Origin of the sequence: Paraperibacillus esterisolvens, from assembly GCF_046237625.1 — a bacterium.
GTDB classification, from domain to species: domain Bacteria; phylum Bacillota; class Bacilli; order Bacillales; family DSM-1321; genus Paraperibacillus; species Paraperibacillus esterisolvens.
Genome location: NZ_CP143545.1, coordinates 2,744,342 through 2,761,071, shown reverse-complemented (window position 1 = coordinate 2,761,071; position 16,730 = coordinate 2,744,342). Strand labels below are relative to the sequence as shown.

At 43.5% G+C, this 16,730-nt stretch carries 18 protein-coding genes; all 18 read left to right on the top strand.

Annotated features, from left to right (window positions below):
- Positions 1 to 174 precede the first annotated feature (174 nt).
- The 18 genes from V1501_RS13925 to V1501_RS13840 all read left to right on the top strand — a co-directional run bounded on the left by V1501_RS13925 (position 175) and on the right by V1501_RS13840 (position 16,628).
- Positions 175 to 1,236: a helix-turn-helix domain-containing protein gene (locus tag V1501_RS13925; RefSeq protein WP_409289022.1), complete on the top strand. Its 1,062-nt coding sequence runs from the start codon at positions 175 to 177 to the stop codon at positions 1,234 to 1,236.
- Positions 1,233 to 2,747: a RecQ family ATP-dependent DNA helicase gene (locus tag V1501_RS13920; protein ID WP_409289020.1), complete on the top strand. Its 1,515-nt coding sequence runs from the start codon at positions 1,233 to 1,235 to the stop codon at positions 2,745 to 2,747. The genes V1501_RS13925 and V1501_RS13920 overlap by 4 nt, the downstream gene beginning before the upstream one ends.
- Complete coding sequence (locus V1501_RS13915) at positions 2,744 to 3,349, top strand: lysostaphin resistance A-like protein (protein WP_409289018.1); 606 nt, start codon at positions 2,744 to 2,746, stop codon at positions 3,347 to 3,349. Before V1501_RS13920 ends, V1501_RS13915 begins: the two co-directional genes overlap by 4 nt.
- A gap of 2 nt (positions 3,350 to 3,351) precedes the next feature.
- Positions 3,352 to 3,963: a LysM peptidoglycan-binding domain-containing protein gene (locus tag V1501_RS13910; protein ID WP_409289016.1), complete on the top strand. Its 612-nt coding sequence runs from the start codon at positions 3,352 to 3,354 to the stop codon at positions 3,961 to 3,963.
- 68 nt (positions 3,964 to 4,031) lie between these two features.
- Positions 4,032 to 4,487 (top strand): YpbF family protein, encoded by a 456-nt coding sequence (locus tag V1501_RS13905; RefSeq protein ID WP_409289015.1) that lies wholly within the window; start codon positions 4,032 to 4,034, stop codon positions 4,485 to 4,487.
- 90 nt (positions 4,488 to 4,577) lie between these two features.
- Complete coding sequence (locus V1501_RS13900) at positions 4,578 to 5,213, top strand: CBS domain-containing protein (protein ID WP_409289013.1); 636 nt, start codon at positions 4,578 to 4,580, stop codon at positions 5,211 to 5,213.
- Between the two features lie 55 nt (positions 5,214 to 5,268).
- The gene (locus V1501_RS13895) at positions 5,269 to 5,667 is read left to right on the top strand and encodes a hypothetical protein (protein WP_409289011.1); all 399 of its coding nucleotides are present in this window, start codon (positions 5,269 to 5,271) and stop codon (positions 5,665 to 5,667) included.
- Positions 5,668 to 5,673: 6 nt separating this feature from the next.
- Positions 5,674 to 6,456 (top strand): metallophosphoesterase, encoded by a 783-nt coding sequence (locus V1501_RS13890; RefSeq protein ID WP_409289009.1) that lies wholly within the window; start codon positions 5,674 to 5,676, stop codon positions 6,454 to 6,456.
- Positions 6,457 to 6,495: 39 nt separating this feature from the next.
- Complete coding sequence (locus V1501_RS13885; RefSeq protein ID WP_409289007.1) at positions 6,496 to 7,419, top strand: MerR family transcriptional regulator; 924 nt, start codon at positions 6,496 to 6,498, stop codon at positions 7,417 to 7,419.
- 80 nt (positions 7,420 to 7,499) lie between these two features.
- A complete protein-coding gene (locus V1501_RS13880) occupies positions 7,500 to 8,081 on the top strand; it encodes a genetic competence negative regulator (protein WP_409289005.1) in 582 nt (193 codons plus the stop codon).
- 736 nt (positions 8,082 to 8,817) lie between these two features.
- Positions 8,818 to 10,095, top strand: coding sequence for a Glu/Leu/Phe/Val family dehydrogenase (locus V1501_RS13875; protein WP_409289003.1), 1,278 nt, complete (start codon positions 8,818 to 8,820; stop codon positions 10,093 to 10,095).
- 185 nt (positions 10,096 to 10,280) lie between these two features.
- Entirely contained in the window at positions 10,281 to 11,246 is a 966-nt protein-coding gene (locus tag V1501_RS13870; protein ID WP_409289001.1) for a YpdA family putative bacillithiol disulfide reductase, read from the top strand.
- 95 nt (positions 11,247 to 11,341) lie between these two features.
- On the top strand, positions 11,342 to 12,304 hold the full coding sequence (locus V1501_RS13865; protein WP_409289000.1) for an asparaginase: 963 nt from the start codon (positions 11,342 to 11,344) through the stop codon (positions 12,302 to 12,304).
- A 105-nt stretch (positions 12,305 to 12,409) separates the two neighbouring features.
- Positions 12,410 to 13,078 (top strand): glutamic-type intramembrane protease PrsW, encoded by a 669-nt coding sequence (prsW, locus tag V1501_RS13860; protein ID WP_409288998.1) that lies wholly within the window; start codon positions 12,410 to 12,412, stop codon positions 13,076 to 13,078.
- 335 nt (positions 13,079 to 13,413) lie between these two features.
- Entirely contained in the window at positions 13,414 to 14,238 is an 825-nt protein-coding gene (gene sleB / locus V1501_RS13855) for a spore cortex-lytic enzyme (RefSeq protein WP_409293366.1), read from the top strand.
- 11 nt (positions 14,239 to 14,249) lie between these two features.
- Complete coding sequence (gene ypeB, locus V1501_RS13850; protein ID WP_409288996.1) at positions 14,250 to 15,602, top strand: germination protein YpeB; 1,353 nt, start codon at positions 14,250 to 14,252, stop codon at positions 15,600 to 15,602.
- A 129-nt stretch (positions 15,603 to 15,731) separates the two neighbouring features.
- Positions 15,732 to 16,391: a flagellar brake protein gene (locus tag V1501_RS13845; protein WP_409288994.1), complete on the top strand. Its 660-nt coding sequence runs from the start codon at positions 15,732 to 15,734 to the stop codon at positions 16,389 to 16,391.
- A 51-nt stretch (positions 16,392 to 16,442) separates the two neighbouring features.
- Complete coding sequence (locus V1501_RS13840) at positions 16,443 to 16,628, top strand: DUF5359 family protein (protein WP_409288992.1); 186 nt, start codon at positions 16,443 to 16,445, stop codon at positions 16,626 to 16,628.
- Positions 16,629 to 16,730 lie beyond the last annotated feature (102 nt).

Genomic DNA, 16,730 nt, shown 5'->3' with positions numbered 1-16,730 from the left:
CTTGTGGCTGCCGGAAAAATGATGACTGAAAAATTTTTTATGGATAAAGGGGTGAATAAACTACCCTTGACAACTTGATGACTTTTTTGTAGAAATAAGTCCTGATTGTACTTAGTATTTGTTAATATTAGATATGAAATACTACTTTATGTGCCTGGAATGAGTGAGAAATAGATGGACCGTTTTTTAGATGCAATCATTTTATTCTGTCTGGTAAAGTTAAATGGCGAAAGATCTATATCCGCTGTTTATCATCTTTTTACTGGAAAAAAAACTTCACAAACCATACAGGACAGTCATCTTTTCGGCCTGGATCGTTTTTTTGGGACCTTCCCCTCACTAAGCCGGGAAGAACTGGCGGCTGTTGTTGATAAATATGAAAGAGCTGGTTACATAAAAAACCTCTCAAACCATAAGTATGCACTTACTGGAGAGGGAATGACGGTCTGTCATAATTATTTACAAGAATCTCCCATTCCGCATCATTTGAATGGATGGAAACATCAAAGCAAAGCGGAACTGGTGTGGAAAAGGCTTTCTCTTCTGATTCAGACCCTCTCCTATATCGTGAGGCATGAAAAGAGATTTTATCCTATTCAAAAGGATTATAAGGTCCAGGCATGGGTCAAGGGGTTTATTGCCTCCCACCAACTTAGCAGGGATGAGCTTGCAGAGGCGGTTTTACTGGAGATGACCTCACTTCTGGATCATTCAGACAGCCGGTCGAACGACATTTTCGTCATGCGGCTCAGCAGTCATGGAAAAACAGGCCTGACATTTAGACAGATCTCAGAACAGACAGGCCTTGAAGAGAGTCGTGCCTATTATTTATTTTTAGAAGTTCTCCATTTGCTGGCCGGATCCTTACAAGCAGGCAGGGAAGCGTATCCTGTACTTAACCGCTTAATTGACGGGCCAGCCGGCCGCAGTGCACAGATTACACAATCGACGCTTGCAACCTACCAATATCTCCTTCAGGGGATGGATAAAAAAAGTATCGGCCAGGTGCGGAGACTAAAGGAAAGTACCATAGAAGACCATATTGTCGAGCTGGCACTCATGATTCCTGATTTTGATTTATCCCCTTATATTCCCGAATCCCTAACCAATGAGATTATACAAACAGCCGCTAAAGGCAGCAGCCGTAAATTAAGAGAAATAAAAGAAAGCCTCACGGGCAGGGCCAGCTATTTTCAGATCAGGCTGGTGCTGGCAAGGTTTGGAGGAACCCTATGAATCTGGAAAAACATCTTGAGAAGCATTTTGGCTATACCTCTTTCAGGCAGGGACAGAAAGAAACAGTGTCTGAAATTCTTCGAGGAGGCAGCACGCTCAGCATGCTTCCGACCGGAACAGGCAAATCTTTGTGTTATCAGCTGCCCGCTTATATTATGGACAAGCCTGCCGTTGTTGTATCACCCTTGCTGTCCTTAATGCAGGATCAGGCGGAGCAGCTCAGATTCAGGGGAGAAAAGAGAGTGGTTTCTTTCAATTCTTTTTTGTCGTTTGAAGAAAAACAAAAGGCTCTACGCAATATCTCCAAATACAGGTTCATATTTGTGTCACCGGAAATGTTAAATAGCAGGAGGCTGATGGATGCCCTAAAAGAAATAGACATTGGTCTATTTGTCATCGATGAAGCTCATTGCATATCACAGTGGGGATATGATTTCCGGCCCGATTACTTGAACCTGGGAGCAGTCCGCGCGAGCCTGGGCGATCCTCTGACCCTCGCGCTTACCGCGACTGCAACCCCAGAGGTACGGGAGGATATCATCCAAAAACTCGGGGCAGGAGTATTTACACAAATCATATCATCGGTAGACAGAACGAATATATCCATGATTGTTGAAAAGTTTACTTCCTATAATCAAAAGCATGACAGGCTGATAGAGCTCGCAGGGAAACTCCAGGGTCCGGGAATTGTATATGTATCAAGCAAAAAGACTGCTGAGATGCTCGCAGAACTAATCCAGCGGGCTGGTCATTCCCGTACTGCCTTTTATCACGGCGGTATGGAGCAGGAGCAGCGGGTGCTCATCCAGCAGCAATTCCTGAATAATGAGCTGGATATTATCTGTGCAACAAGTGCTTTCGGTATGGGAATCAACAAAGACAATGTCAGATATGTCATCCATTTTCAAATGCCGATGCAAATGGAATCTTATCTTCAGGAAATAGGAAGGGCGGGAAGAGATGGGCTGGAAAGTGCTGCCATCCTGCTGTATATGGACGGAGATGAAGGACTTCAGCTTAACCTGATAGAAAATGAGCTTCCATCTGGCATGCAAATAAAAGGATTAATGAATTATCTTTTAGAAAAAAAACTGCAGCGTGAAGAGGCCCTTCAATTGTTAGGGTCCAGCATGTCTTTAAACCAATTTTCTTTAAGCGAGGTGCAGCTCCGGATCATACAGTCATTTATTAAATTGGATGGCGGTACGGACAGCTTAGAGGCTGTGGGGGAGTCCATTTTGTCCTTTGCAGAACACCGGAGGAACGTCAAATTGAAGAAACTGGGTGAGTTTCTCAAGTGGCTTGACGGACCTGGATGCCGCAGGGAGGGAATTGCAGCATATTTTAAGCAGGAAGCAGCGCCTAAGCCTGTCTATTGCTGTGATAAATGTGGAGTTTCCTTATCCGCATACCGCCGCAGGGAGGAAGCTGCAAAATTTCGCAAACAGGTTTTCAATTGGAAAAAAGAGCTTTCAGAAATGCTGGTCCCAAAGAAAGGGGCTTCCCAATGAGAAACAAACAGGCGGAAATCATAAATACCTTGACTGACAAGGAATTATTTTTCCATTTGTTCCTGACTCAATTGATACTGCTGATCCTTTCACTGATTCTGGGTTTTATCCTGTTTGATGACTGGGCTTCGTTTGCCTCCATTTTCGATTTTCGCGATATCCGGATTTTTATTGTAGGCGTACCGGCGGGGCTGGCTATAGTGGCTATGGATCTGGCTCTTATGAAACTTTTACCGCCGCATTATTATGAAGACGGAGGAATCAATGAGCGGATCTTCAAAAGCCTCCCGCTGCCGCTTCTCTTTTTAGTGCCGGCTGTGGTTGCATGGTGTGAGGAATTATTGTTCAGGGGAGTGATCCAGACTCATAGCGGGCTGATTCTTGCCAGTATTATTTTTGCACTTGTTCATTATCGCTATCTATTCAATTGGTTTTTACTAATCAATATGGTTTTTTTAAGTTTTGTCATTGGCTTTATTTATCATCAGACTGGTAATTTAGCTGTGACGATTACCATTCATTTCATCATTGACCTGCTGCTGGGCCTTGCTATAAAGTACAGGCCGTCAACATCAAAGATACACCCCGGAAAAGAGGCATGAACATGGAAAGCAGAACAGCAGCCAGAAGGAAAGAGCAAGATCAGCCGGCCGCTGGCAAGCTGCCTTCAAGAGCAGAACATCGAAAGAAAAAAACAAAGAAAAAGAAAGCAAAGGTAAAATTCCCACTGCTCAGGCTATTATCACTGGCATTCATCCTGCTGCCAATCGGCATCTATAGTGCCTATCAGTATTTTGACGCGGAACTGCCTGCAGATACAGGGCCAAGTGGTTTTGAAACAGTGGAATTATACGAGGATGAAAGAGCGGACGGGCAGGAAAAAGCTGAAGTTCAGCCGGAGGAAAACTCACTCCAAAAAAACACCTCTAAAATCGATCATCAGGAGCCCGGGACGAAGACAGGAAGAAATTCAAATAATGAACCACAGGTCCCGCCTGGAAATACAGCGGGCTCTGGGGAGAGTTCCGTCCAGTCAAACCCGGATATGTACAAAATAATAGAACATGTGGTAAAGCCGAAGGAAACTGTATTCAGCATCGCCATGGCTTATTATCAATCACAAGAAGGCATCAAGATTATCAAGAAATGGAACGGTCTTAAAACAAATGAAATACAGACAGGGCAGATCTTAAAGATTCCCATGAAGAAACAATGATTTTCTGTAATAGGCGGTTATACAAGCCCATAAAATACCTTTAAAGAATAAAAGTTTGGGAGGAAGGTATGGAACCGTCTATTATCACCCTAAATGAAACAGACCAGGCAGCTAAACAGATGCTTCAGGCTGTGGTAAAGAGGAAGGCGAAATTTAAAAAGATGAAGCATAACCACTTCTTGGCATTATGGGCCTGCATGGCTGTCAGTTCAATGTTCCTTCTTTATATTTATTACTTTGTGGCAAAGCCATACTCGTATTCATTCTTTGCCATGTTTTCTGCATTTATTAATGATCCGCTCCACTTTTTCTACCTTGCATCTTCAGTCGGTTTATATGGGTACATGCTCGTACTGAAGAAAAAAACTGATAAGGCGGAAAAGGAGTTTCACGCCCTTCGCTGTGAAATTATCGACAAGAGCAAGCATCTTTGGAAAGAGGAATCTGCCTGGAAGCAGAGACATCTGGTGTTCGAGATGATGAAAAAGGAATTTGACATAAACCTATATCACGAAAATAAATAAGCATAAATAGTTTCGTAAATTAAGAGGAAAAGCAGGGAATTTGTCGAATATTTAAACAATTGATTCTATTTTTCAGTAGAGGTGAGCGAGATGTTTGTAAAAAGTACAATGATTCCAAGACACAATTGTTACACAGTACAGGCTGATGATACACTTGAGAATGCGCTGGTAATCCTTGAGGATAAGAAGGTGGATGCCCTTCCGGTGCTCAGCGGTGACAATTATTCAGGAATCATAACAAGATATGATTTATATGAAGACTTCTTTAATTCTTCAAAACTGAAGGAGAAATATCTGAAAGAAACTCTTGTCTCGGAAGTAGCCGTCAGATACAGGGAACGGTATGTGCAGGGAGATGAAATTTTTGAAAAAACGCTGCTCGCCCTCAAAGACTTCCCCATTCTTCCTGTTGTGAGTGAGAGCAATAAATTCTTAGGGATTATAACAAGGTTTGATGTGCTGGAACAGTTCCAGAGTGCCTTTGGAATGAACAGGGAGGGAATCAGAATTGCTTTTACCTCTGTGGAGACAGAAGGAAGAATAGCAAAACTTACGGATATCGCCCACCAGTACCATGAACATATCATTTCATTAGTTACCTTCGATGACTCCGACAAGCTGGTAAGAAGGATCGTGATGAAGGTGGAAAAGAATCCGAACATCAAAAAATTCATGGATAAGCTGGAATCCTCTGGATTTAGGATCTTGCATGTCACTGAGGATTAATACAATCATTTTTTTCAGTCCCTTTCATAAATTTCTTTATGGGAGGGATTTTATTATGTACTGGAGAGCCATAAGGATGTTTATGGGATTTTGTTCAGGTTATTTATACATTACATGGTTTTCAATCCCGGAGCCATTTAACTTTGAAGAATTCCTTTCTGGGATTATACTCGAGCCCCTGCAATTTTTTGCGGCTGGCATAGCCTTCATTGCGGCTTTCTTAATGCATGCGGCCATGCTCCGGGATGCCGTCGCTTTAACAGTTGACACCAGGGAAAGCCAAAATAAGGATATTCCAGGTCTTCTATTCAGCTATTCTTCTCTGCTGTCGCTTGCTATTTTGCTGGTTATGGAAACGGCTGCCGCTGTTCCCCTTTTTGGTTTTTCTTTTATATATGGTATGATTTCAATAGATTTTTCGGAAATAAGGAAAAATAAACAGACTGGATGGTAAGGAGTTATGAATGAATATTTTTTAGTTATCGCTGCCCTGATCATCCTAGCGGCTGCAGGAATGTTAATATATATGAGGAAATTGGCTTTCCTCGATCAGGTACTGGAACAGACCATTGATTTGCAAGGCTTTCCTGAAAGCTTTGGAAAACTGAATATATTCTTTATATCAGATATTCACCGAAGAGAAATTTCGGATGGAATCATTAACCAGGTGAAGGGAAAGGCAGATTTAGTTGTGATTGGGGGCGACCTTGCAGAGGGTGGCGTGCCTTTTACAAGAATTGAAAAAAATATAAACAAACTCCGCATGCTTGGGCCAGTTTACTTCGTCTGGGGCAACAATGACTATGAAATGGACTACCATCTGCTTGACGCGACACTTCTAAAGTACGGCGTGAAGATTCTTGATAATACCGCGGCATTGTTAGAATCAGAAAACGGGGATAAGATCAGCCTGCTCGGAATCGACTTTGTGGACGGCGAGAGGGACAGGCTGGATCTTGCACTTCAGGATGCCGGTGAAAATTCATTTAAAATTTTGTTAAGCCACACCCCGGAAGTCCTCAGGCAGATAGAACCTGAGACGGACATCAGGCTGGTCCTCAGCGGGCATACGCATGGCGGCCAGATAAGATTACTGGGATTTGGGAGATACCGCAAAGGGCGGATCGGGAAAAAGGGAAGTACCATTTACCTGGTGAGTAATGGTTATGGAACCAGCCTTGTACCGCTTAGGCTCGGGGCAAAGCCGGAGACCCACCTTTTGACGCTGAGGTCAGAAAGGTAAATATTCGGCAGTTATTATGGTTTCTTGGAGGATATGAATGTGGAGAGGCAAGTGCCTAAATATAATATAAAAGCAGCATCCACTCTATTGGGCATTAAATCGGGCACTCTACGGGCCTGGGAAAGAAGATATCAATTCATCGCGCCCATCAGGAACGAATCCGGACACAGAATGTATACGGAAGAGCACATACAGATTCTAAAATGGCTGATTTCCAAGATCCATGAGGGATTCACGATCAGTCAGGCGGTTTCCCTTTTGGAAACTATACCAGAAAAACAATTCGCCATGATAACGGGAAGGGATATTGGAGAAGAAGACAGACAGCAAAATGTTCTGGCAGCAGAACTGACTGCCGCCCTCCTATCATTCAATGAAATGAAGTCCCACGAACTGCTAGACCGGATCTTCAGTCTGTATTCGCTGGAAAAGGCGGTCGGGGAGATACTCGCCGGGGTCATGCTTGAAATTGGGGACCTCTGGGAAAGAAAAGAAATAAATTCAGCGCATGAACACTTTGCCAGTGCCATCCTGAGGTCGAGGATTGGATACATCATTCATACCATCCCTCAGAACAGTCTGCTTCCGAAAGCCTGTGCGGTCTGCTGTCCTGGTGAGTGGCATGAAGTCGGCCTTCTGATTTTTACGCTTCATTTACGGTTAAAAGGATTTCAGGTTGTATATCTTGGTCCAAGCCTGGCGGAAGGAGATCTCCGGGATGTCCTGCCGGTCATCGAGCCCAGATTGCTTTTTTTCTCTTGTACGTTACAGGATCATTTGAAGAATGCACTGCAGCTTATCGACCAGCTCAAAAAAGAGTTTCCAGCTATTCACATTGGAATGGGCGGGAAGGCTTCCACCAGTCTTACCCCGAAACAGGCTGAACTATATGGCAGCCATATCATTGGTGAAAAAAAAGCGGAATGGGATCAATGGCTGAGAAAAAAGCTGGAAAGATTGTAATTCGGTTCGGATATGCACCTGAATTTTTCCCTCTTCATATGATGTAGAGAAGATGGTGGAATTTTCAGGAGGCAATTTTCATGAAGCTTGAGCGACTGTCCAGCAACAAGATAAAAATTTTCTTAACCTTTGATGACTTAATGGACCGCGGATTAACTACGGATGATATTAAGGGAAATTCGCTTAAGGTTCACAAACTATTCTATTCAATGATTGAAGAAGCCTGCTCCGAACTGGAATTTGATATGATCGGCTCTATTGAAGTTGAAATATTTTCTCTTAAAGCACAAGGGCTTATTGTCATTGTAACCAGGGAAGACGACGAAGACCTCATCGATGAATTTGATTCCATATTTGAATTGGATGTCAGGCATGCGGATGAATGCCATATCTTCTATGAATTTCAGGACCTGGAGGATGTAATACGGCTGAGCCGCCTTCTTAAAAACATAGGGCTTCTTTCAGGCACCATGTACCATTATTCGAACAAATATTTCTTACTTCTAGAAGATGTACCGGAGGCAATCCATGAAACCGTCATTTCAATCGCTTCCGAATATGGCTGCCCGACCACACAGACTCATCACCGAATCGGTGAGTACGGCAAACTAATCATTCAAGACACGGCCATTGAATCAATCACACACTACTTTAAAGGCTAAGACTGACAGCAGAGTGAAATACAAAAAAAGCAGTTTCCAAATGGAGGAAACTGCTTTTGTTTATTAGAAAAGCGGAGGACGGTGCTTTTCCAATCAAAGCTTATACTACAGCCAATGAAGCAGAAACTCCTTAATTAAACTCAATTACAGGAAAAGCAGAGACCTGACAGGCGTAAGAGGAGCGGCAGCAAAAGGCAGGTTTTGCCTTTTTGATGGCGATCAACTTACGACCGAAGGTCTCAGTCCGGAGCTGGATCAAAGAAAAGCGGAGGACGGTGCTTTTCCAATCAAAGCTTATACTACAGCCAATGAAGCAGAAACTCCTTAATTAAACTCAATTACAAGAAAAGCAGAGGACGGTGCTTTTCCAATCAAAGCGTATACTATAGCCAATGAAGCAGAAACTCGCCTAATATACTCTCAGGTTAACTACTATTGAAACTGAGAATAACATCCAACTATTTTACTAAAATGTCTAACATATTCTATTTTTAACCGATATAACTAGTAAGAAGGAACACTGGAGGCTTCGGGTAGAATCAATCTCTCACGGGGCAGTGCGGTTAATCAACCCTGCAAAAATAAAAGGCCCTGCAGAGGTAATGATAACGCTTCCATTCACTTCCCGAAAATTATATTTTTCTATCTTTTATCCTTTGCATAGCGCTTACTTAGGTGTATACTATGTCTGATAGAACGAGCCTGCCCGATTACTGAAATTTCTAGGAGGATTCAAATGGTAGCCGAAAAAAGCAATGAAACTGCAACTCAAGAAGATAAGCATGATGTGCTTAGATCAACTCAGACAGTAATTCATAAAGCACTTGAGAAGCTTGGTTATCCTGAAGAAGTATATGAACTATTAAAAGAACCTATTCGAATGATGACTGTCAAAATCCCTATCAGGATGGACGACGGATCTATAAAAATATTTACTGGTTATAGAGCGCAGCACAATGACGCAGTTGGTCCGACAAAAGGCGGTATCCGCTTCCACCCGAACGTTACAGAAAGAGAAGTTAAAGCACTGTCCATCTGGATGAGCTTGAAATGCGGAATTGTTGACCTCCCATATGGAGGAGGCAAGGGCGGCATCATCTGTGATCCGCGGAATATGTCCTTCCATGAGCTGGAAAGGCTTAGCCGCGGCTATGTAAGGGCCATCAGCCAGATTGTCGGTCCGACGAAGGATATACCTGCTCCGGATGTTTTCACCAATTCACAAATCATGGCATGGATGATGGATGAGTACAGCAGGATTGATGAATTTAACTCTCCAGGATTCATTACAGGGAAGCCGTTGGTGCTGGGAGGATCTCATGGACGTGAATCTGCGACTGCAAAGGGTGTAACCATCTGTATCAATGAAGCTGCCAAGAAAAAAGGCATTTCCATCGTCGGTGCACGTGTTGTGGTACAGGGCTTTGGAAACGCCGGAAGCTTCCTTGCCAAGTTCATGCATGATGCCGGCGCGAAAGTAATAGGTATTTCTGATGCATATGGAGCGCTGCATGATCCGAATGGACTGGACATCGACTATCTCCTTGATCGACGGGACAGCTTCGGAACAGTCACCAAATTGTTCAAGAACACCATTACAAATAAGGAACTGCTCGAACTTGATTGTGATATCCTGGTTCCGGCAGCGATTGAAAACCAGATTACAGAGGAAAATGCCCATAATATCAGGGCATCCATTGTGGTTGAAGCGGCTAATGGTCCAACCACTATAGAAGCTACGCAGATTCTTACAGACCGCGGCATCCTGCTCGTTCCGGATGTACTTGCTTCGTCTGGTGGAGTAACAGTTTCCTATTTTGAGTGGGTACAGAATAATCAGGGGTACTACTGGACAGAAGAAGAAGTGGAAGAAAGACTGGAAAAGATACTGGTGAAATCCTTCAATAATATTTATGAAACGGCACAAAGCAGACGTGTGGATATGAGGCTTGCTGCTTATATGGTCGGAGTAAGGAAAATGGCTGAAGCCAGCAGATTCAGGGGCTGGATCTAATATATAAAAGGGACCAGGCTATGCCTGGTCTTTTTTCTATTATGAATAACCGGCGCAGGAGATAAGGAAACCATCTTGTTTGAAACTAAATCCAAAAACTTCTATGATAGTATTAGAATTTTCAACGTTAAGTGTATAAGCTAATAGGAAATACTTATTATAGACCGAACAAGAGGAGTGCCATCATGCAGATTGAAGACGTCATAATTATCGGAGGCGGGCCATGCGGCCTTGCAGCAGCCATCGCCCTTAAAGAAATCGGGAAGAGTCCGCTGATTATCGAAAAAGGGAATATCGTAAATTCCATTTACAACTATCCGACCCATCAGACATTTTTCAGCACCAGCGAAAAATTAGAAATTGGCGGTGTCGCCTTCATCATTGAAGGCAGAAAGCCGGTGCGAAGCCAGGCTTTGTCTTACTATCGGGCGGTTGTAAAGCGGAAGGAGCTGAGGATCCATCCGTTTGAACGTGTTGAATCGGTGAAAAAGCAGGCTGACGGTACGTTTATAGTGACAACCTCAAAAGATCAATATCAGTCACAGAAGGTAGTAATTGCAACAGGTTATTATGACAACCCTAATTATATGGGTGTACCGGGTGAGGATCTTCCCAAGGTTTTCCACTATTTCAAAGAAGCGCATGAATTCTTTGATACAGATGCAGCGGTGATTGGGGGGAAGAATTCCAGTGTGGATGCAGCTCTTGAATTGGTGAATGCCGGTGCACGGGTAACAGTGCTCTACAGGGGCAGCGAGTATTCCAAAAGTGTAAAGCCCTGGATTTTGCCTGAATTCGATGCCCTTGTGCGAAACGGTACAATAAAACTTGTATTCAATGCTGAAGTAATGACAATCGGCGAGAACTTTATCGAATATAAAGCAGATGATACAATTAAAAAAATCAAAAATGATTATGTTTTTGCCATGACAGGTTATCATCCCGATCATGCCTTCCTTGCGGCAATGGGCATCGAAATCGATCCTTGTACAGGAAGGCCTATTCACAATCCGGAGACGATGGAGACGAATGTCAAAGGCATCTATATAGCCGGAGTAATTGCTGCCGGCAATAATGCAAATGAGATTTTCATCGAAAATGGACGTTTTCATGGAGGCCAGATAGCCCGGAGCATTAGCGGTGAAATATGATTTTTTAGGCGCACTTCATCGGAGTGCGCTGTTTTTTATTTATACATAAGCGAAGTTTTAGTATGATGGAAGATGGAAGATGAGGTGTATATGAAATGAAACATAAAATTTCAATTATAACAACCGGCGGGACAATCGCCAGTAAAGAAATGTCTAAAGGCCTGCTCGATTCCGGTGTTTTAAGCGGCAAGGAACTGGCAGACCTGTGCAGGCTGCCGGAGGAGTTCGAAATCAAGATTATTGATCTCTTTCAGGTGCCATCCATGCATATTGATTTTGATTCGATGATAAAAATTAAAGAGGCAATTGAAAAAGAGCTTGAGGCTGGGGATACGGCTGGGGTCGTGGTGACCCATGGTACGGATTCCCTTGAAGAAACGGCGTATTTTCTGGATCTGACGATCAACGATCCAAGACCCATTATCGTGACCGGCTCACAGCGGTCTCCCCATGAGGTGGGGACTGACGTATACTCCAATCTTCGAAATTCCATTTATGCGGCTGCCAATGAGAAATTGCAGAGTGTTGGAGTAGCGGTGGTATTCAATGAACGGATTTATTCAGCCAGATATGTAAAAAAGGTTCATGCATCCAACCTGCAAGGGTTTGAGTCCTTTGGTTATGGATATCTGGGCATCATCGACAATGATGTGGTGAATGTTTACCAGAAACCTATAATAACAGAATATTATGAGCTGATAGATAAACTGCCGAGGGTGGATATCATCAAATGCTACACTGGTGCAGATGGGGTGTTTATACAAGCCGCAGCCATGGCAGGGGCTAAGGGCATTGTCCTCGAGGGTGTGGGAAGAGGCCAGGTGACCCCGCAAATGGTCCAGTCCATTCAGGATTCCATCGACCGGTCCATTGCGGTAGTGATGACAACGAGTGCTGAAGAGGGAAAGGTATATCCAGCCTATGGCTATAAAGGAAGCGCTTATGACTTGATGCAGCGCGGTGTGATCCTGGGTGAAGACTATGACAGCAAGAAAGCAAGGATAAAGCTTGCAGTCCTGCTGGCCAGTTCAAGCGGGGCTGTGCAGGAGCTCTTTTAATGATTTGAATTCTTGAAGGCGATTCCTGCTAAGGACCCAGTTTTTATTTTCAATAAACGCAAAATCATGATACCATGATAGAAAATGCAGGAAAAGAGGTCGGCCATGCTGGTCATATTAACTGCTGGGATTGCGCCGGGTCTGGCTCTCCTAAGCTATTTTTACTTGAAAGATTATTATGGGACAGAACCCTTGTCTGTAGTTTCAAAGGCTTTCATCTTCGGAGCTGTTCTTGTACTGCCGATCATGTTCATTGAATATGTGCTGAAAGCGGAAAGCATTATCATGGATTCATTCAGCACAGCTTTTTTTTCAGCTGGATTAATAGAAGAATTTTTCAAATGGTTCATACTGCTGTATGTAATATACAATCATGTTGAATTTGACGAGCCCTATGACGGCATCGTGTATGGGGCGGCTGTTTCTCTTGGATTTGCAACTCTTGAAAATATTTTCTATCTGATTGGAAATGGAGTGGACCAGGCCATCGGCAGAGCGCTGCTTCCAGTTTCCAGCCATGCCCTTTTTGGAGTCATCATGGGTTTTTACTTTGGAAAAGGCAAATTCACATCCAAGAATAAGAAAATGTATATTTTTTTAGCGTTTGCCGTCCCTTATCTTCTTCATGGGACATATGATTACATCCTGCTGACACAGGTATATTGGGGGTATTGGATGCTTCCTTTCATGGCATTCCTCTGGTGGTATGGCCTCCGGAAAGCCAGGATGGCAAGGGTGCTTTCGGATATCCATGCTTCATCTCAACTATTGTAAAAAAAGACTGTCATAGTTTCGGGGCATAGTCCCGGACCCATGGCAGGCTTTTTTATGTGGAAAAGGGGCTGAGCTCATGTATCATCAGGCTTCCTGACGCTGGGGAACATCCTAAATCCTGCCGGTTTTCCTGCCTGCGCCTTATCCCGCTTCACACTGCTTGTGTTTGTTCCTGCTCTTATCCAGGTTCTTTACCATGCATGTCTGCGAGTAGAAAGCTCATGTTTGTTTTATGCCCAAAATCTATTAATACGTGAAGGAATATTTGAAAAGAATATGAAGAAAATAGATGTATTGAGTCAGAATGAAACGAAGGAGTGTTACTGGTGAAAGGGATGGCTTCAAAAATCAGCAAAGTTCTGGCTGCGATCCTTATATCTTGTTTAATCATGGGCCCTGGACACAGCCATGCTTTTACAAAACAGGTAATCCAGCGGGGCAGTTCTGGTGACGATGTGATTGAACTTCAGGCAAGGCTTCAGAATATCGGATATTATCATGGCAAGATTGATGGGGTTTTTGGCTGGAGCACGTATTGGGCACTCAGGAACTTCCAGGAGGCTTATGGACTCCCGATAGATGGGCTTGCCGGTTTTACAACAAAAAATAAATTGGCAAAGTCCTCAAACTTCAATCCTTCCTTTGTTCACGGCCAAATCAGCAAGGGAAATGACTTTACCTATTACGGCGGGACGCCAATTGAAAAACAAATAAAACCAAAAAGGAAAAATCGCGGCAAAGCCCCTGCAGCCAGAAGCAGAGGTAAAAAAACTGGTACAGCTGCTTCCAATACACCGGAAGGATTCTCACAAAATGATATACAGCTCCTTGCCAATGCTGTATACGGTGAAGCCAGAGGAGAACCGTACATAGGACAGGTAGCAGTTGCGGCAGTGATATTGAACAGGCTTGAGAGCCCAATTTTCCCGCATTCTGTTTCAGGAGTTATTTTCGAACCAGGTGCATTCACTGCTGTGGCAGACGGCCAGATTTGGCTTACTCCGAATGAAAGGGCCAAAGAGGCAGTGATAGATGCAATCAACGGCTGGGATCCAACTGGAAATGCACTCTATTACTTCAATCCCGATACTGCAACCAGCAAATGGATCTGGTCAAGGCCGCAGATTAAGAAAATCGGCAAGCATATTTTCTGTGAATAGAGGTGGCATCAGTGATTAGGAATATAGTAATAGCAGTTCTTGTCCTTGCGGCTGCAGGGACTGGTTTCTGGGGTTATCAGGAACATCAGGAAAAGAATGCGATATTGGTAAATGCGGAGAACAACTATCAAAGAGCCTTTCATGATCTTACTTACCAGGTGGATCTTTTGCATGACAAGATAGGCACCACTCTGGCCATGAACTCAAAGGAATCCCTGTCACCGGCTCTGGCTGATGTATGGAGGATTTCTTCAGAAGCGAATATGGATGTGGGGCAGCTTCCGCTTACCCTCATGCCGTTCAATAAGACCGAAGAATTCCTATCCAGCTTAGGCAGCTTCAGCTATAAAGCAGCAGTCAGGGATTTGGAGAAGCAGCCGCTGTCAGATAAGGAATATAAAAATTTGCAGGGGCTGTATAAGCAGTCCAATGTTATTCAGAATGAGCTCAGGAAAGTGCAGTATTTAGTCCTCAAGCATAATCTTCGCTGGATGGATGTTGAGCTTGCGATGGCATCGGGTAAAGAGAATGCGGACAATACGATTATAGACGGCTTTAAGACCGTTGAAAAGAAATCCACTGGTTATTCAGAAAAATCGAATTTTGACCCTTCCTTTGTTTCCATGAACAAAAGGGATCGCAACTTTCGTAATATAGAGGGGAAAAAAATCAGCAAAAATGAAGCAGCAGCAATCGCCAAAAGATATGCAGGCATAAATGGCAGGGTTCATGCCAAAGTGGAGGATAACGGCAGGGGAGCTGATTTCGGTTTTTACAGTGTTAGTATAAAGAAGGCTGGAAATGATGGTGAAGTGAATATGGATATCACCAAAAAGGGCGGCTATCCAGTCTGGCTGATTAATACCAGAGATATAAAAAAAGCCAGAATCGGCCTGAACGAAGCGTCGGGAAAAGCTGCCCGGTTCCTGAAGGACAATGACTTTGCTTCCCTCGAATTGTATGAAAGTGCCCAATATGATAACATCGGGCTTTTTAATTTTGTCACGAGCGTTAATGGAACGAGGATTTATCCTGAATCCATCCGAATTAAAATTGCCTTGGACAGCGGGCAGGTGATAGGCTTCTCGGCAGATGAATATCTGAAGGGTCATAAAAAGAGAAAGCTGGAAAGACCAGGTATGACAGTGGAAGAGGCTCGAAAGAAAATAAATCCGAAAGTGAAAATTATGGAAGAACGGGTGGCTGTCATCACCAATGATTTGAATGAAGAAGTTCTCTGTCATGAATTCCTCGGTGTGATTGGCGAAGATACCTACAGGATCTTTATCAATGCAAAAACCGGAGAGGAAGAAAAAGTAGACAAACTGCAAAATGCTGAACCGAATTATGAACGTTTGGTGTGAGATGAAATTCTTTTAAAAAACCCCGCCTGAGCGGGGTTTTTCTTATTGAGAGCAGCAGGGAACAGTGTCATAATAATAGTAAGATTTCCCTTTTAAAAACAAAAACTGAGTGCGGATGTGTATATAAAAATGTGGAAAATAGGAGAAACGCTCACCCTTGAACCAAAATATTCTGCTGATTCCGAAAAGTACGAAGCGATGATTGTGGAGCTTGCAGACGGTGGTGTTTATATCGATTATCCTGTGAACCTGACCACCCGAAAGACTGTATTTCTTTTGGATGGCAGCCAGCTGAAGGCAAGCTTTGTAGGGAAGGATAATAATGTCTATATGTTTGATACAGAAGTGCTGGGCAGAAGGATGGGCAATATTCCGATGATTAAACTGTTTTGTCCGGAAGAAGCTGAAATTCTTAAGATCCAAAGGAGGCAGTATGTAAGAATAGAGGCAGCAGCAGATGTAGCGATACATCCAGCCGGTGCCTCATCCCCGCCCTTTGCTACCGTTACGCTTGATATTAGTGCAGGCGGCATTTGTGCTGCTGTCCCGCACAATGTATCGATTGAAGGCGGAAACCACGCTTCATTGTGGCTTGTGCTTCCCATGAAAAATGGAGAAATTCATTATCTCAAAGCAGAAGGAAGGATTTCCCGGGTTAATGAAACAAAGACAGGGCTGAGGAATGCCTCCATCGAATTCATCGGCCTCGAACCGGCAGACAGGCAGTATGTCCTGCGCTACTGCTTTGAAAAGCAGCTGGAGATGAAACAAAAAGGCCTCACCTTTTAGGTATGAAATGGACTTCTCCCCCTCATACTGTTAAAGGAGAGGGGGAAAGGCATGGAACGATTTGAACGCATTCTCATGAAACTTGTTATCATTCAATTTCTCTTCCTGCTTTTTTTTCAGCTGATTTTCCACCGGGAAGGTTCTTTTCATGATTTAAAAAGAATGGCTCAATATGAAGGTGTCAATGAAAATAATCTTGGGAAAATAATCGAAACAATCAACAGGAGTAATCAGTAGGCAGGCCGCACACTCTTAGTGCTGGCCTGCCTATTGATTTATTCAGCAAGATACTGGACGCCAATATTAATACATAATAAAATATCACTTTATGGTAAAATA